The following is a 23,403-nucleotide window of genomic DNA, read 5'->3' as shown; positions in this document are numbered from 1 at the left end:
GAGGGGACGGACATGGAAACGATTGCCGTTTTGGCCACCGCCGTCTTCACTGCCAGTCTGATTGGCAGCATGCACTGTGTGGGAATGTGTGGTCCGCTGGCGCTGTGGGCTGCCGGTGCCGGTGAGAACACCAGCCGTTCGACGCTGCTCTTTTCAACCAACTTGTACCATTTGGGCCGGTTGACCACGTACGCCATGGCGGGACTTGCCGCGGGCTGGGTGGGCCAGGCGATTGACTTTGGCGGCGACACCTTGGGCATTCAGCTAGCCGCCGCGCGGATCGTTGGTGGCATGATGATCTTGATTGGTTGCGTCAAGCTGGGCTCGCTGGTCAATCAACGCTGGCAGTCAGCCAACAAGCAACCCGAGGCGTCATTCGATGAGGCGCCCCAGCCATCGTGGATGACTCGGCAATTGCTGCGGATTCGTCCGTTTGTGTTTCGGTTACCGATTCCCGTGCGGGCGACCGTGGTCGGTTTGTTGACGACCTTGCTGCCGTGCGGCTGGTTGTACGCGTTTGCTTTGATCGCCGCTGGAACCGCTCAGCCGGTGCTTGGCGCGGTGGTGATGTCAGCGTTTTGGCTGGGCAGTGTCCCGGCATTGGTCTCGCTGGTTGCCGGAGCAGGTGTGATGGCCAGAAAGTTCAAGACCGCCACGCCGGTGGTCGCGTCACTGTTGCTGATCCTTGCCGGTTGCTTTACGGCAAGTGGGCGTGGATTCGCGGGATTCGATCAGTTTGAGACGCTTCGGGGCAACGGTGACGTGTTCCAGCAGCTCAATCAAGTGGGCGATCAAAAACTGCCTTGTTGTGAAGTCGACACCTAACGTTTCTCGTCTTGATTGCGGAACTCGTTCGCGTCATCCCTTGTTCGTCATCCGTTGTTCGTCATCCCGCCGGTGGTCTTCCCGTTCGATGAACGCTCCTGCTTCTAGGCCTGATCTGGCCTCGACTGCCGACCAGGCGGAATTGGACCCCTCCAGCGGGAAGGAGCGATCCACTGCGCGTGAGTTGCCCTGTGTGCATTGCGGTTTGCCAACGCCTTGTGATGGGGGCTGCAATCCGAAGCAAGTGTTTTGTTGTGGCGGATGCAGGCAAGCGTATCAATTGATTCACGGCTGGGGATTGGATCAGTTTTATTCGTTGCGAGATCAAGCCAGTGGTTCATCCGAGAATCTGTCGCTCGCATCACTGTCGTCTCGCAATCGATATGAGGTGTTCGATGACGATTTGTTCCTGGGGCGATCCAAGCCAGTGGAATTCGGCCAGGGACAATTGAAGACTTCATTGTCGCTCTCTGGATTACATTGTGCGGCCTGCGTTTGGTTGATCGAGAACATTGCCAAGCGAACCGCTGGCTGGACCAGTGCTCGCGTCAACATGAGCCGTCATACCATTGAGATAATTTTTGCGCCCCAGCAGATCAAGCTAAGCCAGATTGCCGACTTGATTGGGCAACTTGGTTACACGGCGTTTCCGTTGACGGATCAACCCGTTGACGCCTTTGCCGCCGAGAATCGTCGGCTGTTGATGCGGATCGCAGTCGCAGGGTTTCTTGCCGCCAACGCAATGTGGATTGCGATTGCCTTGTACGCGGGCGATGCCTCGTGGGTGGCAGCGGATCATCGCAGCCTGCTGCGTCTGTTTGGGACGGGTTTAGGATTGGCGTCTGTGCTGGGACCGGGCCGCGTCTTTTTCGTTGGCGCCCTGGCTTCGCTGCGAACGCGAACGCCACATATGGATTTGCCCGTCGCACTGGGGTTGCTGGTCGGCAGCGTCGTGGGTGGTTACAACGCCTTTGTTGGTGTGGGCGAAGTCTATTTCGATTCACTTTCCATGCTGGTGTTTTTGTTGCTGATTGGTCGTTGGGTCCAGTTCCGCCAGCAGCATCGGGCTGCCAATGCGATCGAACTCTTGTTGCGCATCACGCCCCAGCATGCTCGACGCATTGAATCGCAGCAGCCCGGTGACTTCAACGCCGCCAGCGAGCCCAGTGATCCAGCGCAAGCCTCCGGCGATGGGCGAATGGTGACCGTCGATTCGTTGCAAACAGGTCAAGCCGTCCGCGTCTTGGTTGGGGAAAGCATTCCTGTTGACGGCAGTGTCCTGGCCGGCCAGTCCATGGTGGATCGTTCTTTGCTGACCGGGGAAAGCGTTCCCGTCGCTGTTGGCGCCGGTGATGAAGTCACTGCGGGGACAGTGAATTTGACCAGCCCCATCGACGTGCAAGTGTCCGCCGTTGGCATGGAAAGCCGGATCGGGCAAGTGATGCAAACCGTTGAACGGGCGCTCGGCAAGCGGACGCCGATTGTTCAGCTTGCCGATCGGATTGGCGGAGTCTTCGTTGTCGCTGTCACCTCATTGGCCGTCGTGACGTTTGCGTATTGGTTGCGATCGGGGCTAGATCAAGCCACCGCCAATGCGACCAGTTTGTTGATCGTTGCTTGTCCCTGTGCGCTTGCGTTGGCGACCCCGTTGGCGATCGCGATTACCTTGGGGCGAGCAGCGAAACGCAAAGTGCTAATTCGTGACGGCGGCGTGTTGCAGCAATTGTCGCGACCTGGCGTGGTGTGGTTTGACAAAACGGGGACACTCACCGAAGGGCGCCCAAAAGCCAAACAGATCGCCGGCCCTGAGGAAGCATTGTTCATCGCCACAGCACTGGAGCGGTCTTGCTGTCACCCGATTGCCGATGCGATCATTCAGGCCGCGCAACAGGCGGCGGCGACGCGGTCGGAGTCGCAAGCGGTCGATTCCTACGTTTGCCAGAATGTTGCGCTGGCCGTGGGCGGTGTGTCCGGCGAAGTGCAGCAAATCGACGAAGCGGGCGACTCCATTCGTTGTTGGGATGCCAAGATCGGTAACCAGCCGTTTGTCTCGGCTCATGCCCATCCCATTGATGTTTCGATGCAGCGTGCCGTTGAACGTTGCGTTGACGATGGGGCGACTCCGATCTTGTTGGCCGTCGACGGTCAGATCGTGGCGGTCTTTGGTGTTGCGGACCGATTGAAACGTGACGCCTCACAGACCGTTGAATCGTTGCGAGCATTGGGGTGGCAGGTTGGGATTCTGTCCGGGGATCATCCGTCCACTGTTCAGCTGATTGCAAATCAAGCCGGTGTGCCGAAGAGTATGGCATTCGGTGCGATGACTCCAGAAGAAAAATTGGCCGTGGTGACCTCGGCGTCTTCCCCATCCGATGAGTCGCGCGATGATTCAGACAGCCGGTTGAACCCCGCGGACTTGGATCCCGCGATCGTGCGTGGGACAACGGTCATGATTGGTGACGGAGCGAACGACGCAGCAGCGCTGGCGGCGGCAGATGTTGGCATTGCCGTGCGTGGTGGCGCCGAAGTGAGTTTGCAGTCAGCGCCGGTGTTTGTTGCCTCCTCGCGACTTCACTGTGTGCCTGAGCTGATTCAGGCTTCCAAGTCGGCAAACCGGTTGATTGCGACAACGTTTGCGGTTTCCTTGAGCTATAACATGATCGCTGCAGGCTTGGCGATGTCGGGAATGATCACGCCGCTTGTGGCTGCTGTCCTGATGCCGATCAGTTCGGTGTCGGTCTTATCGTTGTCGTTGATTTGGCCTACGTTTGGGAAGGAAACCAGATGAGCGTGCTGTACATTGCGTTGCCCATCGCGATCCTGCTGGGCGCTGGTGGTTTGATTGCTTGTTTGTACTGTATCAAAGATGGCCAGTACGACGATCTGGATTCGCCCAGTGTGCGGATGTTGATCGATGATGAGCCCGTTCAGCAGGCCGCCGAGAGCGATGCAGACGCGCACGAAGCGAAGTTGTAGGAATCAAGTTCATGACTCAAGTGGGCGATCAAGTGGTAGCCAGTTCTGAAAACACCACGGCTGATTTATCTAAAGTCACGTTACCCGTCGATGGGATGACCTGTGCCGGTTGCGCACGATCGATCGAGCAAAAACTGCAACGCGTCGATGGTGTTTGCGATCCCGTCGTCAACTTGGCCGGCAAGTCGGTCACGGTTCAATACGATGCCGACAAGACCAGTGTAGACACGGTTTCCCAGCTGATCACGGGGCTGGGATTCGAGATTCGCGATCCTACCGCCGACGATGATCAAGACGCTGGCAGTGCGACGTCAGTTTCGCCGCAGGCTGCCAAAGAGTTTCGCATCATGATGCTTGGTGTCGCCCTGACAGTGCCGCTGTTTGTATTAAGCATGGGGCGTGATTTTGGACTCTGGGGCCCGTGGGCAAACGCCAATTGGGTCAACGTTTTGATGTTGGCCCTGGCTGCTCCCGTTCAGTTTTATGTTGGCCAAGCGTTTTATCGAGGTGCCTACCGTGCCCTGGTCAATCGCCTGGCCAACATGGACGTGCTGGTCGCGATGAGCACCAGCGTCGCGTTTGGATATAGCGTCGTGGTGCTGATTGCGCTGTTGCGCGGTTCGACAGCGCTGGGCCATCACGTCTATTTCGAGACCTCGGCGACAATCATCACGTTGGTGCAAGTCGGGCACTGGATTGAGAGTCTGGCCACCGAACGGACCCAAGGCGCAATGAAAGCCTTGATGAGGATGCAGCCCAAAACGGCACGCCTGATCAAAGGATTGGAAACCGCTGATGTACCGATCAGCGAGGTAGCGGTCAATGATCTTGTGGTGGTTCGACCGGGCGAACAGGTCCCCGTTGATGGGGTGGTGTTCAGTGGGCAATCATCGGTCGATGAAAGCATGCTGACCGGCGAGAGCATGCCGGTGTTCAAACAGGAGCGAGATCGAGTCGTTGGCGGGACCATCAATCATGATGGCATGCTGACCGTGCGCACCACGGGCGTCGGGAAAGACGCTGTCTTGGCGCAAGTGATTCGACAAGTCACCGAGGCCCAAGCGACCAAGGCACCGATTCAGCGACTTGCCGATCAGATCTCCGGTGTGTTCGTTCCCGTCGTCGCTACGGTTGCTTTGCTGGCGTTTGCCTGCTGGACGATCTTTGTCGGTGACCCGGTTCAAGGCATGCTACGACTGGTGGCGGTGTTGATCATTGCCTGTCCATGCGCCATGGGGCTGGCGACTCCGTTGGCTGTGACCGTGGCGATGGGACGTGGCGCACAACTGGGGATTTTGTTTCGCAGTAGTCGTGCAATCGAGCAAGCGGGCAAGGTCGGTTGCGTGGTGTTTGACAAAACAGGCACAATCACCGAGGGCAATCCCAGCGTGACGGACGTTGTTGCGGTGTCGCAGGCAGACCAGCAAAGTCTCTTGAGGTTGGCGGCAACCTTACAACAGGCCAGCACGCATCCGATTGCCCAGGCGATCTGCAGGGATGCCACCGAGAACCATGCGCTAACCATCGGTCCAGCGCCCGAGCAGTTTGTTAACTCGCCAGGACTCGGTGTGGCAGGGCTAGTCGATGGAGTCCAGGTCCGCTTGGGACGAAAAGCCTTTGTTTGCCAGGCGGACGAGGTGGCCAGGGCATTGGATCAGTCGGCCGAGCGTCTGGAGTCCGAGGCGAAGACCGTTGTCTGGATTTCCGTCGCAGGTGAGTTGCAGGGGCTGATTGCCGTCAGTGATCGCGTCAAGTCAAATGCGGCCGAGGCGATTGCTGCACTCAAACAAGCTGGCATGGAAGTGCAGATGCTGACCGGAGACCAACCCATCACTGCCCGCAGCGTGGGTGATCAAGTTGGAATTGCGACCTGCCATGCGAGTCTGTTGCCAGAGGACAAGACCCGCATCGTTCAGGAGTTATCACAGCGTTTCGGTTCGGTGGCCTTTGTCGGAGATGGCGTTAACGATGCGCCTGCCTTGGCGGTCGCCGACGTGGGGATCGCCATTGGAACGGGGACAGATGTTGCGGTCGATGCGGCGGAGGTCACGCTATTGGCTGGGGACTTAACTGGGGTGCAGCGAGCGATTGAGTTATCGAAGGCGACGATTCGAAATATCAAGCAGAATCTCTTTTGGGCCTTCGCGTATAACTTGCTGCTGATCCCGATCGCGGCAGGCGTGCTGGCGGGAGTGTCGCAGGCGCCGATCTGGTTAAGAGAGTTGCACCCGATCTCGGCGGCGTTTGCGATGGTCGCATCGGATTTGGTGATCGTTGCCAACGCGATGCGTTTGCGCCGCGTGTTGCGGTGAGTCCACGCAAACCGGCCGACCATTCGTTGACTGCACTCTCCCGCTTGCGGGAGAGTCGAGTTTTTGCAACGGTGCTGGGGCTGCGATTCCCTTTACCGCTTAGTTGCGTCGTCCGGGTTTGGTCAGATCATCTTCCAGATGTTGGTTGCCAGCGAGGATTTCTTCGGTGGTTTCTGGGTCCGCTTGTTCGCAGGATTTGGTCAGCACTTCGGCTAGGTCATCCAACCAGTTTTCCCAGGTTTCGACCGTGGTGTTTGCCGGTGGTACGTTGGCCATTTCATCCAGGAACAAGATCATTCGTAAACAGTGTCGCAAAAGGATGCCTTCATCCTTTTGCAGTTTCTTGGTTGTCACATAGCGATTGAAGTCGCCGTCGTACTGTAGCAATTCACCGACGATCCAGACGGGTCGAATGCGGACGCCTTCGACCGAGGGGTGATGGAATTGGAACAGGCGATGAATTTTTTCTCCAATCGTTAGTGGCCAGACGCGAGGTTCGTCGAACATCACTCGTCCAAAGCCTCGGTCTTGGACGTCGTCCTCATCGTCTTGCGATTTTGCGCCAAGTTCTTCAGCGGTGGCCAGGCCCCATTGCAAAAGTTTGGGATCCAGTTCCTCGGTGGCCAACTTGCCCGCCGGCATGATCTCTAAATTGGGGACGCGGGCAAATCGAGCGACAGTGCCGGGGACTTCAAGAACAGATTCCAGCGTCGCGATGCGTTCGTTGTCATCGGCGTTGGAGAGCTGGTCAGCCATGAAGGCGCCGTAGAGCGGATTAATGCTGCGGAGGTAAACCAAGCGATCGAGTTGTTCGGTGGGTGTTGCGGTGACGGGCCGATAGTTGTCCAGTTCATAGGCTTTGACCGCTGGTCGCGTTTCGCTGTCAGACTCGCTTGGGGCTTCGTCTGGTTCGGCATCGGACTCGTTTGGGGCAGGCGGATCGGATTCGTTGGTTTGCATCGAATCGAGCAGGTGTCCAAACAGGCCGCCGGTGGCGGGAGCGGGTTCGCTTGCCGGTGCTGAGCCGCCTTTTTTGTTGCTGTTGCTTGGTGGTGCGGCGCCCGCTTTGGCGAGAGTCGGTGGTGGATCGAGTCGAATGTAATCCGCGTGCCACAGCGTCACCAGCATTCGGTTGAGGTCTCGCTGAGCCTGTTCGATTTTGATGGGAGTCAGCAGGCGTTTGCCGACCAAGTCACGCAGTGGTTGGACTTGGGGGGATTTTTCCAACATGTAAGCCATCAATCGCCACGGCAGGTTTCCTTTGCTGGCGAGGTTGGCCGCCGGTGCTTCTTGAAGCTGAACAAACTGCTGTTCGGTCCAATAGGTTTCACCGCTGCGGCGTTTGGGCATTTTCTTCTTGAGTTGCTTTTTGGCTTTCAGCAGGCCAGGGTCCTTGGTGTCCTCTGGGATGGAGTCATATTTCTCGCGCCATTTATTCAGTTTGACGTCGTCTTCGTGAGCCAGTGCGTACACAAATCCTTGGGTATCGTATTGCGGTCGACCAGCGCGTCCAAAGATCTGCTGAGCCGAAGCCACCTCGACCAATTTTTTCTTGTCGCGAGGGCCTTTCATCAAGTTGGGCAGGACCACGCTGCGTGCGGGTAAGTTGATGCCGGCGGCTAACGTTTCGGTGCAGACGCACATGGCCAGCAGTTTTCGTTGGAACAGGTCTTCGACCAAGCGGCGGTAGCGCGGCATGACTCCCGCGTGGTGAACACCGACTCCACGCATCAGAATCTGTTTCAATTTTGGCCCTGCCCCTGCGGACAGATCGACTTGATCTAAGTAGGCCGCGAGTTCTTGTTGGTGCTGTTTGTCGATTAGCTTTTTGCCTTTCAGCATTTCCGCGACCGTCCAGCATTGTGAACGGCTGAAGCAAAACACCAGCGAAGGTGTGCGGCGAACGTTTTCGTCACCCGCTGCGATGGATTCGGCGAAATCATTGAGGACTTGATCGTCGACCCATTCGTACTGCAGGGGCACCTTGCGTTCTGTGCCGCGGACCAATTGCACCCGGCGATCATGTGCGCGAGACAACCAGCTGGTGAACTCCACCGCATTGCCGACCGTGGCGCTTAGCAATAGCATGCGAACATGTTTGGGAAGCATCGCCAGGGTGAGTTCCCAGACGACTCCGCGTTCGGGGTCATTGAACGAGTGAAACTCATCCATCACGACGCTGGTCACATCATCAAAGTGAAAGCTGTCCGGGTTCAGCAGACGGTTCAGCAGGATCTCTGCAACGACGACCAAGACAGGTGCGTCGCCATTGACGCGCCGATTTCCAGTCACCAAGCCAACGCTCTCGGCGGGGAATCCCCAGCGCACCGCGCTCTGTTGCAGTTCGTCCAGTTTCTGGTCCGTCAATGCGATCAGCGGAGTGGTGTAGTACATCCGCTTGCCCGTTCGCAGGGCTTCGTAGACCGCTGACTCGGCGATCATGGTTTTACCGGTGCCGGTTGGTGCACAGATCAGGACCCCTTGATCTGCCAGGCCGGGTTGCCCAGCGAAGTAAGCCAGCATGGCCTCTTCTTGCACCGGGTATGGAGCATAGGGCAGCAAGCCAAAGTACTCTTCCGCTAAGGTGTCGCGATCGATGTTGGGGGCAACTTTGCCAGCGATGGTTGGTGAGGATTCGTCTGTATTCATGCTCAAGTTGTAGCGGATTGCCGTGGCGACAAGAACGCAGGAATCGAGGCTTGGCCGACCATTTCAGTGATTCGCGTTTGGGCTGTGTCGAAGGGGGCTGCAAACGAGGGCAAGCGGCAGCACCGCAGAGCACCTGATGGTGGCCAGTCAGATGGTGGAGGCTGCTTTCGGTGTGGAGTTGGGTGAGCGGAGTTTGGCGAGCATGAGTTTGCTGGCGGATCTGGGCCTCGTTGGCTGGCATTGCGGGGAAGTTCATTTGATTTCGCCTTCCAGGGCCGGTCGTAATGGTTATGCAAATCGCCTTGCTTCGCCCGCTTTGCTAGTCCGGGTCAGATCAGTCTGATCTGGGGGCCTCTTGGTTGACACTCCGACGGCTTGTCGGTAGCCTTTACTCGCAACAGCACTGGTAAGCTTGATTACCCGGTCCTGCGATGGGTCCGGGTATATTTTTTGCCCCGTCGGTGGCTCGATTTTCCGTCAATCGAAGGTTCTGCTGGTGTCCGGCCACGGTGCTGGTGTTGATTTTTACTATTCCTTTGCTGATTGGTTTGCCATGAACCCACAAGACATCCTGCGCTACGTCGACTCCTTGCACATGGAAAAAAACATCGACAAAGAGTTGGTGTTTGCTGCAATTGAGGCGGCTCTGCAGACTGCGGCACGGCGACAGTACGGCGAAGAGGCCGACATCACTGTTTCGGTGGATCGCAGCAATGGCCGTGTGGGAGCGATCTTGGATGGCGATGAATTGGGAGACGACCAGATCGGTCGAATCGGCGCCCAGACTGCCAAGCAAGTCATCATTCAGAAGGTGCGTGAAGCGGAACGTGACTCGCTGATCAACGAATACCACGAGCAAATCGGTGATACCGTCGCAGGCATTATCGGCCGCGTTGAAGGCGGAGTGGCCACGGTCAATCTAGGAAACGTGGAAGCGATCCTGCCGCGCAGCGAGCAGATCCCAGGTGAAACCCTGCATGCCGGCGAACGCGTTCGTGCCGTTGTTTTCGAAGTCCGCAGCGCGGGCAATCGAGTCCGCGTGGTCTTGAGCCGAACCCGAACTCAGCTCGTCCAACGCCTCTTCGAACAAGAGATTCCTGAGCTAAGCGAAGGTGTCATTAGCGTCAATTCAATCAGTCGCGAGCCAGGTTATCGCAGTAAAGTCGCCGTCAGTAGCGTCGACTCGCAAATCGATCCCATTGCCGTCTGCGTCGGCTATCGTGGCAGCCGAATCAAGGCGGTCCGTGAAGAGCTGGCCGGCGAGCACATTGACGTGGTGCGTTATAACGACGACCCCGAAATCCTGATCCCCAATGCGTTGCAGCCTGCTGAAGTCGAACAGGTCTTGCTTTGTGACATGATTGGTCGGGCCATTGTGTTGGTCCAGGAAGACCAGTTGTCCCTGGCGATCGGCCGGCGTGGCCAGAACGTTCGCTTGGCCAGTAAACTCTGTGGCTGGGACATCGAAATCATGACCGGTGGCGAGCTGGAAGAGCAGATCGAACGAGCCGTTGGGGCGTTTAGCCAGCTTGATGACATGACTCCGGAGATCTCACAGGTCTTGGTCGAGCAAGGTTACCTCTCTTATGACGACCTGTCGGTGATCGAGCCGGACCAGTTTGTTGAAATCAGTGGGCTGAGCGAAGCGCAGGTCGATCGCATTGTTGAAATGGCCGAAGAGAAAGCCGAAGAAGCTGAAGTGGCTGCTGCCGAAGAGCGTCAGGCTCGAAAAGAGCGTGAGCGTTTAGAGAAAGGGCAGCAAGCCGCAGCAGAGGTCGTCGCCGCACAGCAACCTGCTGCTGAGGCTCCTGCTGCTGAAGAACCTGCTGCTGAAGAACCTGCTGCTGAAGAACCTGCTGCTGAAGAACCTGCTGCTGAAGAACCTGCTGCTGAAGAACCTGCTGCTGAAGAACCTGCTGCTGAAGAACCTGCTGCTGAAGCGGAAGTTCCCGCTGAGCCAGTTGCTGAAGAGCCGTCGGCTGAAGGCGATCAGCCCGTTCGCCAAGACTAGTGGGTGCGTTTGGTTTTCGCGTTGTTGGCAGTCAGCTTCCAGCATTCACAGTCGGTGGGAGATGTGGCGGGGGTTGTTCGTTTGATTGCCATGCCGGTTGACGATCGTCAGGCCGGTATCAGCGTGCCGGGCTGAGGGCATGCTTGGGCGGTTGCGTGGTTCGGCGTGTCCGCTGAGCGAATTTGAGCGTCGCCGGTGGTGAGTTTGGTTATGCGTGGAAATCGCCGGTTTTCACATCGCTTGGCTGGATTCCCTCGCCGGAATGGCCATTTGGTGCCATTGAAATGACAAGATTCCTTGAAAAGTCGGTTGAAATCGGCTATTCGAGTCTAGTCGGACCTCTGCGAGTGGCCGACTTTTCGCTATCCTTTGCGGACCAAACTACCATCTCGACCTTCCCCTTGGGTTGCTTCGTGAGCACCCTCGGTCGATGGAGGAGCTTTTATGTGACATTTTAAAGAACAATCGAAACTTGCGGCTTGGCACTCTAGATAAGAACTAATAACGCAGTGCTGCCAAGAGAGCCGGTGAATGAATCCCGGTAAGACATTCAGGGCGTTGGACCCGGTAATGTAATCGGCAAGTTTCAGACAATTTGACAGGACCTGTACCAAGTGGCACGCATTTACGCGCTCGCAAAAGAACTGAATCTCGATAGTAAAGAGCTGGTTGATCTCGTTAAGAAAGTAGGCATCACCGGGAAAGGGTCGGCATTGGCCAGCCTTTCCGATGAGGAGGTGCAACGTGTGCGCGATCATCTGAGTGGGGCCAAGGCTTCTGAGAAAGCCAAAGCACCCGCCGCCAAAAAGACGGAAGCTGCGCCTGTGGGCGCCGTCCGTGATACCGTTCGCGCTGAGCGGCGTCCGGTGGATCTCTCCGCTCGCGGCAAAGTGGCCGCTGTTGGAGCAGCCAAGCCAGCTGAACCTGCCAAGGCTGCTGAACCTGCCAAGGCTGCTGAACCTGCCAAGGCAGTTGAACCAGCCAAGCCAGCTGAGCCAGCCCAGCCGGTTGCCAAGAGCGCAACTGTCGAACCCGAAACCAAGCCGGCACCCCGTCTTCGCACTCCCGCACTGCCACCGGTTGAGCAAACTCCAGCAGCGGCCGATCCGGTTCCTGCACAATCTCCCGATGTCAGGTTGCCACCGACAACGCGTGCCGCTGGCGGACTCGCCGGACGGCTCAAGGGTGGAGCCAGGCCTAAGACGGAAAGCAGTCCGGCGGCCAAGGCGGCTCCAGTACGCAAACCCAAGCCTGCTGCGGATGTAAAAGCCAAAGAGGTCAAGGCTGCGAGTGAGCCAAGTAAACCCTTGCCTCCCTCTCAACCCGGTCCGTTGTCTGCTCGTGGAATGGGCAGCACACCGACTGCTGTTCGCGGTGGTGGCGATGGTCGGCGCATTCGTTCGCTAGATGGTCGCAGTGGATCGCAGACGCCGTCAGAAGGCAAAAAGCCTGAAGGCAAATCCAAGCGTCGCGAGCCACGGATTTCAGTCAACTTGGCATCGCTTCCTGATGCTCCTGCTGAACCGCAGCAAAAGCAAAAGGATCAGCAACAGGCTCAGAAGCCTGAGATCAAGCTGAGCCGGGAATTGATTGCCGGGCACAAGCAAGGCATGAAGGCTCCGCTGGAGAAACTTGCTGCTGACACCACAGATGAAACAAAGCGAGCAGCTTCTGCTGGCAAACGCGGTGGTCTTTCGGGCTTCACTGACAAAGGGAAGCGTGGCGGAGCCACCGAAGAAGAAGATCGGCCGCGCAAGAAGGGTTTGGCCGGCATGGCCAGCGCCCGAGCCGATCGTGGCAAGCGTCGCCGTGGCAGAGACATGTCCTCCTTCGGTCGTGATGATGGGAATCGGTATGGTCATCGTCGAACGTTGCAACACAAAGGCACCAATACCGCGGCGCCTCGAAAAGAGCCCGTTCAGATTGAATTGCCTTGTACGGTGCGAAGCTTCTCTGAAGCGGCCAGTATCGGTGTGGCTCAGGTTCTCAAGGCCATGATGACCTTAGGGATCATGGGGAACATCAACGCGGAGATGGACTTCGAAACCGCTGAATTGATCGCCACCGAGTTGAACCTTGAGTTGCAGTTGAAGGCGGCCGAGACTCTGGAAGACGAGTTGATCAACGAGATCGAAGATCAGGCTGATGATCCGGATTCCTTGGTCAGTCGACCTCCAGTGGTGACCTTCTTGGGCCACGTTGACCACGGGAAAACAAGCTTGTTGGACTACTTGATCGGCATCAATGTCGTCAGTGGCGAAGCGGGCGGGATTACCCAGCACATTCGAGCCTACGAAATCGAAAAAGATGGACGGAGTGTCACCTTTGTTGACACGCCGGGTCACGAAGCGTTTACCGAAATGCGTGCCCGTGGTGCCAATGTCACCGACATCGCTGTTTTGGTCGTCGCCGCAGATGATGGAATCATGCCGCAGACCGAAGAAGCCATTAGTCACGCGAAAGCTGCTGAAGTGCCGATTGTCGTCGCCTTGAACAAGATTGACTTGGAAGGCGTGGATCCCAACCGAGCGCTGACTCAGTTGACCGAACATCAATTGACGCCTAGTGAATGGGGCGGTGATGTCGAAGTGGTTCGAACCAGTGCCACCAAGGGCACCGGCATGGATGAACTGCTGGAAACATTGCTGACCATCGCTGAACTGAACGAATATCAAGCGAATCCCAGTCGCTCGGCGTTGGGCGTTTGCTTGGAATCCGAACAGCAAGGGGACCGCGGTGTGGTCGCCAAGCTGATCGTGCAAAACGGAACCATGCGTGTTGGCGATGTTGTCGTCTGCGGTCCGACCTACGGTCGTGTGCGTGCGATGAACAATACGCTGACTGGTGAGCCGATGGAAGAAGCCGGTCCAAGTACGCCAGTGAGCGTGATGGGCTTGGAGGCGCCTCCGGGGGCTGGTGACCGATTCCATGTGCTGGACGACATTGCGGACGCTCGAGAAATCGCCGCGACGCGTGCCGACGCCAGCAGTCGTGAATCGCTTTCCGGGACCACGACCAAGGTTTCCTTCAACGACTTCCAGTCATTGCTGCAGGATGGTCGTTTGGGACAAGCCGAAGAACGCGTCAAGTTGAATCTGATCATCCGAGCGGATGTGAAGGGTTCCTTGGAAGCGATCGACAAAGAGCTCAGCAAGCTGGATCATCCAGAATTCGATATCAAAGTGCTGCAGCGTAGCGTCGGTGGAATCACTCTCGCCGATGTGACTCTGGCCGATGCTTCAAACGCAGTCATCTTGGGCTTCAATGTGATCCCTGATGAACAGGCCAGGTCAGCCGCTGATACCCGTGGGGTTGAGATTCGACGTTACGACGTGATCTACAAGCTGACCGACGACATCAAAGCGATGTTGGAAGGCCGTTTGAAACCCGAAGAACGAGTGGTCGAACTTGGACGTGCTCTGGTGAAACAGGTCTTCTCGATCAGTCGAGTCGGTGCCATTGCCGGTTGTTACGTCTTGCAGGGGGCCATTCACCGTGGTTGCCGAATTCGAGTCCACCGCGACGGTCGTACCATTGGTGATTATGGACTGGATAGCTTGCGGCGTATCAAAGAAGACGTCAAGGAAGTTCCGCGAGGGATGGAGTGCGGTATTCGCTTGCAGGGCTTCAACGACATTAAGCAAGACGACGTCCTGGAAGCTTACCGAATCGAAGAATTCGCTCGGAAGCTCGATTGATCCAGCGATCAATTTCGCGGCGTGAGCCAGCCAGTGTTGGCTGACGCCGCCAACGGATCCGGGCAACCGGTTCCAGTTGGCAATGCTGGCTAATCCGCACTGAAGAAAAGAAACAGTGCTGAAAGCAACGGGCGATGGGGTGCCCGTGGTGAATCTCAGGAAGGAAGGGCAAGCGGGGTTTATCTGTTGAAGGATGAACCGCGCATTGTGCCGACGGATTTCGGTGGTTTCGCCAAGGCAAACACCGGCTCTGGCCGATGGCAGCACGGCCGTTTCGTTTTCGATGCGGTCGGTTGTAGGCAACGTCGATGCCCTCGTAAACAATCATTACCATTCATGTTATTCTTCTTGCCCAGGACAGGTGAGTGCCAAGTCGCAGAACACTAAAAGCCGCAGAAGCGATTCGAGAAGTCGTCGCCTCGGCAATCTTGACGGAAATTCGTGATCCGCGCGTCAAAGACGTGACCGTGATCGGTGTCGAAGTCACGCCCGATATGCGTGAGGCGGTGGTGTCTGTCAGTGTCATGGGCGAAGAAGCTCAGAAACAGTTGACACTGCACGGGCTGCAAAACAGCGCCGGCTTCCTGCAATCCAAGATCGCGCGGCGTATCGATACTCGGTACACTCCCAAGTTGCGTTTTGAACTCAATCGCGGCATGGAAAACGCGATGGTCGTCGGTGAACTGCTTGGCAAGATCCGTCGGGAAAAAGATCCGGAAGACGCCTTTGAGCCAACGGATCCATCGCCTGCAGCCAATGATGATGACACGCAGCCGAATGAAGACGCATAAGTCGAAGCCGCATCAGCGCGGGATGCCCCGTTAGAGAAGACCAAACAATCAACCTGTTTCGCTTGTCGCAGAACGACCTCGCCGGGCTGTTCTGTGAAAACTGTAACTAACACTCAGCTATAGACTTAAACAACGATGGCAGCAAGCGCACGAGCCAAACTGATCACCAAGCTGCACACCGAGTTGAAGAAAAAGTACTCGGTGCCTCCCTCCCAGCCTTCGCGTCCTCTGTTGGAGCACATCTTGTATGCCTGCTTGCTGCAGGATGCGCCCTATGATCTGGCCGATGAGGGTTTGGCGAAGTGTGAGCAAGAGTTTACGGATTGGAATGAGGTCCGGGTGACCAATCTGCCTGACTTGGCTCAGGTGCTTTCCGGTTTGCCCGATCCAGGAAAGGCCGCTCGTCGCTTGAAAGAAACCTTGCAGGCTGTCTTTGAAGAATTCTATAGCTTCGATCTGGATTTTCTAAAAAAGGAAAACCTGGGAGTCGCGGTCGGCAAGTTCGAAGCCATGCCCGCGTTCACTCCGTTTGTGCTCGCCTACACATCGCAGCATGGTTTGGGGGGACACTCGATCCCGATCGATTATGCGGCAATGGTTGTGATGTTGTCCGTCGGAATTGCATCACAAGACGAGGCTGCATCAGGAAAGGTGCCAGGCCTGGAACGCGCCATTCCCAAAAACAAAGGGACCGAGTTCGGCGCACTGCTGCATCAAGCGGGCGTGGACCTCATACTGGACCATTCCAGTAAGACGGCGCGTGGATTGCTTGATGCGGTGACGAAAGGTGCATCCACCGCGTTTGACGAGTGGGAGAAAAGTAAGAAGGATGCGATGCGGCGTGTGAAACGTCGTCGCCGCCAAGAGCAAAAGGCTGAAGAAGCCGAAACCGCACAGAGTGAAACGGAGCAAGTTGAAGCGGTTCAAGAAGCCGTCGAAACGCCCGAGGTCAAAAAGGAAAGCAAGGCCAAGGCATCGGTCAGCAAGTCCAAGGCGAAGGCATCGGTGAGTAAAACCGCTTCGAGCAAGAAGGCGGCCAGAAAACCCCAACCGGCAGCAAAAGCAACCGAGGCCGAGCCCGCCAAGAAGAAGTCTGTTGCCACGAAGGCGGCCGTGAAGAAGGCTTCAGAGAAGGCCAGCGTCAGCAAGTCGGCGCCCACCAAAAAAGCTGCCGCAAAGAAAACGACCAAGGCGAGTTCAGCCGCTAAGTCCAGTACCAAGAAAGCAACGAAGAAAGCGGCTGCTAAAAAGTCTTCCTCGTCGACCACCAAGAAGTCGACCACCAAGAAGTCGACCACCAAGAAGTCGACCACTAAGAAGGCTGCCAAGAAAAGCGCTAAGTCATCGTCGGCAAAATCCAGTAGCAAAAAGGCCGCGAAGGCTTCTAAGCGAAAGCCTCGCTAGTTGACGCGGTTGGCTGCGGCACCGGTTCATCTGCTGCAATCTCCCGGCGACTCAGCTTTGGCGATCATGGTCACGGATCCCTAAACAATCACTCCCCACTGTTTTGATTTTCAGCTATGGCAGGACATTCCAAATGGGCCAACATCCAGCACCGCAAAGGACGCGTGGATGCGGCACGAGGAAAGCTTTGGAGCAAACTAAGTAAAGCGATCATCATTGCCGCACAAGGCGGTGGTGGAGATCCGTCGTCGAATTTTCGGTTGCGTAAGGCGATCGATGACGCCAAAGCCATCAGTATGCCGAAGGACAATATCTCGCGTGCGATTAAGCGTGGAACCGGCGAACTGGGCGGCGATCGAGTCGAAGAGGTGGTCTATGAAGGCTATGGTCCAGGTGGCGTTGCCGTCATGTGCGAAGCCTTGACCGACAACCGAAATCGCACCGCTCCGGAATTACGCTCCATTTTCAGCAAACTCGGCGGCGAACTGGGCAAGACCGGTTGTGTCAGCTATCTGTTTGATCGCAAAGGGCTGTTCGTTTTCGACGCCGAATCGATCGACGAAGAACAGTTGACCGAGGTGGTGTTGGAAAATGGTGCCGAGGATATCGAAGCCACCGACGATGGCAAGCTGCAAGTGACTTGTCCGCCGGAAAACTACGATGGCTTGGACGATGCACTGACCGCTGCAGAACTGGCAGCCGAGATGAAACAAGTCTCCCAGGTGCCGCAAACCACCGTTGATGTCGACTCAGACACGGGCAAGAAAGTATTGCGACTGCTGGAACAGTTGGATGATCATGATGACATCCAAACCGTCAGCACCAATCTGAACATCACTGATGAGCTGCTTGGCGATTAACGCCAGTCGCCGCTGCTTTGCTTCTGGCTGCTTTGCTTCTCGTCAGCTGAATGCTGTTTCAGCTGACTTGCGAATCTCTGGCTTGCAATTAACGGGCTTGCAATCAACTGCGGGCCCATTTTGGGCCCCGTGACTTTGCACGTCCGTTTGACGCGTTTCTCTGCTGCCGCCAGCGACGGGCCCGTTTTGATACACTGTTTTCTTACGCAGCGTCCAATCGCGTCATGTGAGGTGACGTGAATCGTTGAAAACTTGTTTTCGATCAAGTCACCTGCACGGTTGGATCGCTTCATGTGCTTCAACTCCGGAAGGGTGAACCATTTTGTTCCATGTCATGCAGCGAAGATCTCTTGTTGTCCTTGCCGCTTGGCTGTGTGGTGCCTCGTTGGGCTGCAGCGATCATTCATCCACAGCGCCAGGAGGCCGTCGCGTTGGACCGGCGCCTGCGTCAAGTCAATCAGTGAGTGGCGGCTCTGGCAATGCGCTGAGCATCAACAATGGCGTGATGAAAGCGGCGATCAGGATCGTTGATAAGGTGACGGTGCTGGAGGTTGCTGGTGAAGAGGTGCTGGTTTACCTCGGGGCGGGAGAAGTGAATGCAGAAGGCTTGGCGCAGTGGTTCAGGATTGCCCAGGATGCCGATGCGGAATTGAGTTCGGCAGGGCAGATGAAGCTTCAGACAATCGAGTTGACCGCTGGGCCAGAGGTTCCCGAGGCTGCTGTGGAGGCATGTGCCAAGGTGATTGGCGAGATGGGCCTGGAGGTCGAAATCCAAAACGAAGGCCGTGTTGACGCCGGTGATCAGTAACACACGGGGCGGTGACAGATCGATCAGAAACGCAGGCCTCTTGTGTTGACGTCTACTTCGTCGCAATCAGCAAGGCTCGCCTGGGTGCTGAGTAGCCTTCGATTGTCATGGCCGGGTCGTTGGGATCGAGGAAGTCCGCAAGAGACTGGAAGGTCATCCACGGCGTGCTGCGTTGTTCTTGTGTGGAGGTGTCGTTGACGTCGGCAACGGTAATGTTTTGGTAGCCTGTTCGGCGTAGCCATCGTTCCAGCATTTTGATGCTGGGTAAGAACCAGACGTTTCGCATTCGCGCGTAGCGATCTTCGGGCACAAGCACTTCGTCTTCGGTCCCGTCAATGATCAAGGTCTCCAGGACGACCTGGCCGCCGGGCTTGAGCATGCCGTGCAGGGATCTTAAGTGATCGATGGGGCTGGTCCGGTGGTAGAGCACTCCGGCCGAGACAACGATATCAAAAAACGGGCAGCGCTCGGGCAGTTCGGTGTCGATCATCGGCACAACGTGATGACTCGGCACATACACCGGCTCGTTCGTTGGTTTAGCGGCGTAGCGGTGAAAGACTTCGAACTGCATCAGGTAGCGCAAGATCGGGTCGAGGCCAAGCACGAACGATGCGCCCGCACCGAGCATTCGCCAGCCATAGTATCCGTTGCCACAGCCAACATCCAGGACGGTTTTACCGGTGAAGTTCACGCATTCGTTGATGCGTTCCCATTTCCAGTCCGATCTCCATTCGGTGTCAATGTGCAGGCCAAAGAAATGCAGTGGCCCCTTTCGCCAGGGATGGAACTGCATGAGCGACTTGTGCAGCGTCTCAGTCGCGTCGATGCCGTCGTCTGCATTCAGGGTCAGGGGTTTCACAGCAACGTCGGTCTGAAATTCAAGCGTTGCCGTCTCGGGAGCTGGTAATTGCTTGATGGCGTCAGACCACATCTGTAGCTCGCGCCGATTGCCGACTTGCAAACGGCGAGCAGACGCTTGGCGGATGGCCTCGGCCAGCTTGTCTTGCCCTTGGGTTTCTAAGTAGCGAAACAGGTCGCTGCGATCGATCCAGGCTTCTTTGGGGGACTCTTCAGAGCCAGAGCCAAGATGTTGAATGTTGCGGTTACTCATCTGGCTTCAGCGCCAACATGGAGACAAAATTGAAGCACTGGAACCAGGGGAACGCTGATGCGAAGCCGACGTCGCGCAGTCGTCCGCAATGGGTCTCAATCGATTCTGGGATCAAGGTGTTTTCTAGCGAGGTTCGCTTTTGGGAAATTTCCATTTCGCTGTAGCCGCAGGCACGCTTGAAGTCCAAGTGCAATTCGGTGAGGTGATGTTGTTGCGCGGGGTCCTGATAGCAAACCTTTTCGCTAAGCACCAGCGCTGCGCCAGGCTGCATCGCTTGGTAGCAGGCTTTCAAGAGCTGGCTGCGATCTTGTTCGGGGATGAACTGGAGCGTGAAATTCAAGACGATCAGTGAGGCGTTCTGCATCGGCAGATCGCGAATGTCGCACTGATGCAACTGGACTGGGCAGCGCTGCTCTGCAGGCTCTTCGCTCAGTCGTTGTTGCAGCCGGGTCATCATGGCGGCCGAGTTGTCGACGGCATGGATCACCGCGTCCCGGGGAGCCTGTTGACGCATCAGAAAGGTCGCCGCACCCAAGGAGCAGCCAAGGTCGTAAACATTGCTGCCTGCGGTGACATAGCGGGCGGCGAGTTGTTCGATGACCGACAGGATCGACGCGTATCCGGGAACGGAGCGTGAGATCATGTCCGGGAAAACCTGCGCGACTTCATCGTCGAAGCGAAACTGCCCGACTTTATCATGTCGCAATGCAAAGATGTTGTCCCGACTCATTAGCTTTCGCTACTAACGCTGGGAGGCTTGAAGGAGATTTCTTGCCATTTGATGCCCTTGTCCATCGGTTCAATTTGCATCTTCAGGAAACCGTCCTGATAAAGTCGGACGGTGCCGGTGGACTGGCTGACCACAATTGCGATCGCGTTTGTGCGTCGAGTGATTGCCGCGGCGGCCCAGTGACGAGCGCCAAGGCCCTTGGACATGTTTAAGTCTTCGTGCAGGACTTCAAGCATTTGCCGCGACCGTTCGATCGAGCCATCGGCTGAAATGATGAAGGCACCATCGAGCTGTGCGAGCTCTTTGGCGTCCTCTTGCACTTTGGCGTCCAGCACATTGCGGGACTTGCGGTTGTAGCCACGAAACGGGTCGACGCCGCTGTCGCTGGCATGCTTGAGAACGCTCCGGGAGTCACCGACGACGAACAACGCGCCGACCGGTTTGCCTTCGCGGCCTTCGACACCGATTTGGACCGCTAGGTCAACGATCGCTTTCAAGGTTTTCAGGGGCACGCTGCTTTCGAGCGACTGCAAGTCTCTTGCAGAGAGGCGTCGCATGCGTTCGTCGAGCTTTAAGTGGCTGACGGAATCCAAACGACCTTGAGCGAAACCACCGTAGATCGCCACGATCTCATCATTGGTTTTGATGAACTCGTCGGCAGCGGCTTCCAAAAGGGCGTGTTGCAAGCGTTCCAGTAAGGGGGCTTTTTCCTTTTTCAGTGCGATCGGGTGCAGGCCTGCTTCTGCCGCACCATCAAGGTCTTCGACCAGATCTAAAGCGACCACAAATGGTTTTTCAAAGGCGGCTTCCTTAATCAGCTCTGCCAGTCGTTGCCAGTCCGTCGCACCAGAGAGCAGCAAAACGATGGCATCTGAAGAAGTCGCCTCGGCAAGCTTGATCCCCGACCGTAAGATCGAGGTGTTATGCTTTGTCAGGCGTAAGTTTGGCATCGAAAAACAGTCGCGTTACGGTGCAAAGAAGATGGTGTTTCCAGAGAGCGATCAACCTCAACAAATGTAGCTTATCGAATGCGGACTGGCCAGCATCAGGACGCCTTTGAGCCCTTGTTTTCCCAAACCACGTCGAGCATGATTAGCTTGTGTGTTTTATGAATCCTGATCGGGAATCAACTCTGATGCGAAATCGAACAAATCCGGTGGCAGCGAAGGCAGCGAAGGCAGGGCCGAGCGGTTTGCAAAGTCACTGGCACCGCTGGTCGCCTTGCGTGTGGCTGTCGGTCATCGCGCTGTGGGTGACGATGTCTGGTTGCACTCAACCTTCCGATCCGCAGAGTGAGCCTGGTTCGCGGGGCGAGCCTGATCCGCAGGGCGAGCGGGCAACGGACAGCGGCGATGTGGGCCTGGATGATCTGGCCTTGCCACCTTCTGAGGTCGCCGGACTACTCCCCGTGTCCGGGGGCACGTTTGCTGAGCAGTTAGCTGCGGGCCGAGCAGAATTCAGTTCAACAAATCAGAGTCCGCAGGCCGGCACAGACCGCTGGGCCAGCGATTCGATTCAGACCGACGCGCCGATGACCGATCAGCAGCTGGCCGAACTGAATGCTCAGGACGCGTGGCTGGAGAATTTATTGATCGATGAAGGGCAGCTCAGTGATCAAGGTCTGAAGGCGATCGTCGATCTGCCAAACTTGTCGCATCTTCGTTTGCGGCAGAGTCCGATCGGAGACCTGGGGCTCGTCGAGATCGCCAAATTGGCCAAGCTTCGTGTGCTGAATTTACCGCAAAGTCAGGTGACCGCAGGGGGCCTGCGGGCGCTGGCAAAAAACACTACACTGCGGAGCCTTCGCTTGGGCGGTGATCGCTTAGATTCGACCGCGGCGCAGAGCTTGGCCGAACTGAAAACGTTGACAAGTCTGCATCTGATTGATGTTCCGATCGATGACGCAGGCCTCAAGGTGATCATGACGTTGCCAAACTTGCAGTCGCTGTACATTGACGGCAGCGAGATCACTCAGCAGGGTTGGGACCAGTTGTTAGAGGCTCGTCCCGGTCTGCACTTGCATGTCAATCAGCAGCACTTGGATCGTGATCCCCACAAGCACCCGCACAACTAAGTCCGATTTCCATTGAAGGTTAAGGAAAACAGCGATGAATCCACGCATCACCAGGCTTGCTGAAAAGCTGCCCGAACTGAGCGCCGAAGGCATTTGGATCACCGATGAAACCAATGTCACCTACTTGACGGGGTTCACCGGTGATAGTTCGTCGCTATTGGTGACCGCCAACGGGGCGACCATGCTGAGCGATGGCCGGTACAAGGAGCAGCTCGCCGACGAATGCCCTGGGTTGAACGTGGCCATCAAGTCACCACTGCAGAGCCAAACCGATTTTTTTGTCGACGTGCTGCAGTCCGCAGTCACCGATCTGGCTTTCGAAGCCGACACCATGACCGTGGCGGCTCTGGACGGATTGAAGAAGGCGTTGCCCAAGACCAACTGGATTCCCTCCGAAGGCATTGTGCTTTATCAGCGTTCGATCAAAGACGAACACGAAATCGAAATTCTCCGCCGAGCTGTCGATATCAATCAGCGTGCACTGCAATCGGTGCTTGCCAAACTGGTCCCCGATTGGACCGAAGCCGAGATGGCGTTGGAACTGGAGGCGACGATTCGACACTTGGGGGCTTCGGGGTTTAGTTTTGACCCGATCATTGGCGCCGGACCTGGCGGCGCCAAACCGCATTACAGCGTTGGCGATATCCGTTTGGGCGACCACGCTTGCTTGCTGGTCGACTGGGGCACAAAGTATCAAGGCTATGCCAGCGACTTGACGCGTTGTTTTCATTTTGGCAAGCCTCCCGAGCGGTTCAATCACGCGTATCAAGCGGTTTTGGATGCTCAGATGGCGGCGATTGAAGCGATTCGGCCAGGCGCAAAGTGCAGCGATATTGATGCTGCTGCCCGAAAGGTCCTTCAACAGGCGGGGCTGGGGGACTACTTTGTGCACGGACTTGGCCACGGCGTGGGGCTGCAAATTCATGAATCCCCTCGTTTGTCCGTGGTCAGTGAAGATATACTCCAAGTGGGCCAGGTGATCACCATCGAGCCGGGTGTGTATTTTGAGGGCGATTTTGGGATTCGCATCGAAGACGATGTTCTTGTGACGGAATCCGGCTATCAGGTGCTCTCAACCATGCCAAAGGGCCTCGATGATTGCGCCGTAATCCTGTAAAACGACGCCTGTCCGATTTTTTCCTGTGATGAGCACG

17 protein-coding genes are annotated in these 23,403 nt (G+C 56.6%); 12 read left to right on the top strand and 5 right to left on the bottom strand.

Going from position 1 to position 23,403, the window contains the following annotated elements:
- Positions 1-12 precede the first annotated feature (12 nt).
- From SV7mr_RS15760 to SV7mr_RS15745, 4 genes are all read left to right on the top strand, one after another.
- A complete protein-coding gene (locus SV7mr_RS15760; protein ID WP_419187459.1) occupies positions 13-825 on the top strand; it encodes a sulfite exporter TauE/SafE family protein in 813 nt (270 codons plus the stop codon).
- Positions 826-913: 88 nt separating this feature from the next.
- Positions 914-3,613 (top strand): heavy metal translocating P-type ATPase, encoded by a 2,700-nt coding sequence (locus SV7mr_RS15755; RefSeq protein ID WP_145274141.1) that lies wholly within the window; start codon positions 914-916, stop codon positions 3,611-3,613.
- A complete protein-coding gene (ccoS, locus tag SV7mr_RS15750; protein ID WP_145274136.1) occupies positions 3,610-3,801 on the top strand; it encodes a cbb3-type cytochrome oxidase assembly protein CcoS in 192 nt (63 codons plus the stop codon). Before SV7mr_RS15755 ends, ccoS begins: the two co-directional genes overlap by 4 nt.
- An 11-nt stretch (positions 3,802-3,812) precedes the next feature.
- A complete protein-coding gene (locus tag SV7mr_RS15745) occupies positions 3,813-6,113 on the top strand; it encodes a heavy metal translocating P-type ATPase (RefSeq protein WP_145274133.1) in 2,301 nt (766 codons plus the stop codon).
- Between the two features lie 99 nt (positions 6,114-6,212).
- Here SV7mr_RS15745 and SV7mr_RS15740 read toward each other — a convergent pair whose 3' ends face one another.
- Positions 6,213-8,762 carry a DEAD/DEAH box helicase gene (locus tag SV7mr_RS15740; protein WP_145274130.1) on the bottom strand — a complete coding sequence of 850 codons (2,550 nt, stop codon included), beginning with the start codon at positions 8,760-8,762 and terminating at the stop codon, positions 6,213-6,215.
- 553 nt (positions 8,763-9,315) lie between these two features.
- Between SV7mr_RS15740 and nusA the strand changes: the two genes are divergently transcribed.
- The 5 genes from nusA to SV7mr_RS15715 all read left to right on the top strand — a co-directional run bounded on the left by nusA (position 9,316) and on the right by SV7mr_RS15715 (position 17,526).
- A complete protein-coding gene (nusA, locus tag SV7mr_RS15735; RefSeq protein WP_145278499.1) occupies positions 9,316-10,773 on the top strand; it encodes a transcription termination factor NusA in 1,458 nt (485 codons plus the stop codon).
- 614 nt (positions 10,774-11,387) lie between these two features.
- Positions 11,388-14,471 carry a translation initiation factor IF-2 gene (infB, locus tag SV7mr_RS15730; RefSeq protein WP_145274127.1) on the top strand — a complete coding sequence of 1,028 codons (3,084 nt, stop codon included), beginning with the start codon at positions 11,388-11,390 and terminating at the stop codon, positions 14,469-14,471.
- Between the two features lie 365 nt (positions 14,472-14,836).
- Entirely contained in the window at positions 14,837-15,262 is a 426-nt protein-coding gene (gene rbfA, locus SV7mr_RS15725) for a 30S ribosome-binding factor RbfA (protein ID WP_145274124.1), read from the top strand.
- Between the two features lie 135 nt (positions 15,263-15,397).
- Complete coding sequence (locus SV7mr_RS15720; protein WP_145274122.1) at positions 15,398-16,666, top strand: hypothetical protein; 1,269 nt, start codon at positions 15,398-15,400, stop codon at positions 16,664-16,666.
- A gap of 116 nt (positions 16,667-16,782) precedes the next feature.
- Positions 16,783-17,526: a YebC/PmpR family DNA-binding transcriptional regulator gene (locus tag SV7mr_RS15715; RefSeq protein WP_145274119.1), complete on the top strand. Its 744-nt coding sequence runs from the start codon at positions 16,783-16,785 to the stop codon at positions 17,524-17,526.
- Here the strand turns inward: SV7mr_RS15715 and SV7mr_RS25480 are convergent.
- A complete protein-coding gene (locus tag SV7mr_RS25480) occupies positions 17,523-17,819 on the bottom strand; it encodes a hypothetical protein (protein ID WP_419187458.1) in 297 nt (98 codons plus the stop codon). The genes SV7mr_RS15715 and SV7mr_RS25480 overlap by 4 nt on opposite strands.
- A gap of 41 nt (positions 17,820-17,860) precedes the next feature.
- Between SV7mr_RS25480 and SV7mr_RS15710 the strand changes: the two genes are divergently transcribed.
- The gene (locus tag SV7mr_RS15710) at positions 17,861-18,334 is read left to right on the top strand and encodes a hypothetical protein (RefSeq protein WP_145274116.1); all 474 of its coding nucleotides are present in this window, start codon (positions 17,861-17,863) and stop codon (positions 18,332-18,334) included.
- Positions 18,335-18,386: 52 nt separating this feature from the next.
- On the opposite strand, the gene cmoB is transcribed toward SV7mr_RS15710, so the two are convergent.
- From cmoB to SV7mr_RS15695, 3 genes are read right to left on the bottom strand one after another with little or no spacing between them, the layout of a single operon-like run.
- The gene (gene cmoB, locus SV7mr_RS15705) at positions 18,387-19,445 is read right to left on the bottom strand and encodes a tRNA 5-methoxyuridine(34)/uridine 5-oxyacetic acid(34) synthase CmoB (protein WP_145274113.1); all 1,059 of its coding nucleotides are present in this window, start codon (positions 19,443-19,445) and stop codon (positions 18,387-18,389) included.
- A complete protein-coding gene (cmoA, locus tag SV7mr_RS15700) occupies positions 19,438-20,175 on the bottom strand; it encodes a carboxy-S-adenosyl-L-methionine synthase CmoA (RefSeq protein WP_145274110.1) in 738 nt (245 codons plus the stop codon). Before cmoA ends, cmoB begins: the two co-directional genes overlap by 8 nt.
- Positions 20,175-21,125, bottom strand: a complete 951-nt coding sequence (locus tag SV7mr_RS15695; RefSeq protein ID WP_145274107.1) for a DNA integrity scanning protein DisA nucleotide-binding domain protein — start codon at positions 21,123-21,125, stop codon at positions 20,175-20,177. Before SV7mr_RS15695 ends, cmoA begins: the two co-directional genes overlap by 1 nt.
- 185 nt (positions 21,126-21,310) lie before the next feature.
- Here SV7mr_RS15695 and SV7mr_RS15690 point away from each other — a divergent pair, with 185 nt between their 5' ends.
- Together SV7mr_RS15690 and SV7mr_RS15685 are read left to right on the top strand one after the other, a co-directional pair.
- Complete coding sequence (locus SV7mr_RS15690; RefSeq protein ID WP_145274104.1) at positions 21,311-22,249, top strand: leucine-rich repeat domain-containing protein; 939 nt, start codon at positions 21,311-21,313, stop codon at positions 22,247-22,249.
- Positions 22,250-22,283: 34 nt separating this feature from the next.
- Positions 22,284-23,366: a M24 family metallopeptidase gene (locus SV7mr_RS15685; protein ID WP_145274101.1), complete on the top strand. Its 1,083-nt coding sequence runs from the start codon at positions 22,284-22,286 to the stop codon at positions 23,364-23,366.
- Positions 23,367-23,403: the final 37 nt, after the last annotated feature.

Source organism: Stieleria bergensis, from assembly GCA_007745635.1.
Lineage (GTDB): Bacteria > Planctomycetota > Planctomycetia > Pirellulales > Pirellulaceae > Stieleria > Stieleria bergensis.
Note: the sequence above shows the minus strand (reverse complement) of the source record. Positions and strands in the feature narration are given on the sequence as shown.

Excerpts from the sequence above, each read along its gene's own strand:
- SV7mr_RS15740 (WP_145274130.1), bottom strand. The coding sequence starts at position 8,762 with ATGAATACAGACGAATCCTCACCAACCATCGCTGGCAAAGTTGCCCCC.
- SV7mr_RS15715 (WP_145274119.1), top strand. The coding sequence starts at position 16,783 with ATGGCAGGACATTCCAAATGGGCCAACATCCAGCACCGCAAAGGACGC.
- SV7mr_RS15690 (WP_145274104.1), top strand. The coding sequence starts at position 21,311 with ATGCGAAATCGAACAAATCCGGTGGCAGCGAAGGCAGCGAAGGCAGGG.
- cmoA (WP_145274110.1), bottom strand. The coding sequence starts at position 20,175 with ATGAGTCGGGACAACATCTTTGCATTGCGACATGATAAAGTCGGGCAG.
- ccoS (WP_145274136.1), top strand. The coding sequence starts at position 3,610 with ATGAGCGTGCTGTACATTGCGTTGCCCATCGCGATCCTGCTGGGCGCT.
- SV7mr_RS15755 (WP_145274141.1), top strand. The coding sequence starts at position 914 with ATGAACGCTCCTGCTTCTAGGCCTGATCTGGCCTCGACTGCCGACCAG.
- SV7mr_RS15710 (WP_145274116.1), top strand. The coding sequence starts at position 17,861 with ATGCAGCGAAGATCTCTTGTTGTCCTTGCCGCTTGGCTGTGTGGTGCC.
- SV7mr_RS25480 (WP_419187458.1), bottom strand. The coding sequence starts at position 17,819 with ATGAAGCGATCCAACCGTGCAGGTGACTTGATCGAAAACAAGTTTTCA.
- SV7mr_RS15685 (WP_145274101.1), top strand. The coding sequence starts at position 22,284 with ATGAATCCACGCATCACCAGGCTTGCTGAAAAGCTGCCCGAACTGAGC.
- cmoB (WP_145274113.1), bottom strand. The coding sequence starts at position 19,445 with ATGAGTAACCGCAACATTCAACATCTTGGCTCTGGCTCTGAAGAGTCC.
- SV7mr_RS15720 (WP_145274122.1), top strand. The coding sequence starts at position 15,398 with ATGGCAGCAAGCGCACGAGCCAAACTGATCACCAAGCTGCACACCGAG.
- SV7mr_RS15695 (WP_145274107.1), bottom strand. The coding sequence starts at position 21,125 with ATGCCAAACTTACGCCTGACAAAGCATAACACCTCGATCTTACGGTCG.
- SV7mr_RS15760 (WP_419187459.1), top strand. The coding sequence starts at position 13 with ATGGAAACGATTGCCGTTTTGGCCACCGCCGTCTTCACTGCCAGTCTG.
- SV7mr_RS15745 (WP_145274133.1), top strand. The coding sequence starts at position 3,813 with ATGACTCAAGTGGGCGATCAAGTGGTAGCCAGTTCTGAAAACACCACG.
- nusA (WP_145278499.1), top strand. The coding sequence starts at position 9,316 with ATGAACCCACAAGACATCCTGCGCTACGTCGACTCCTTGCACATGGAA.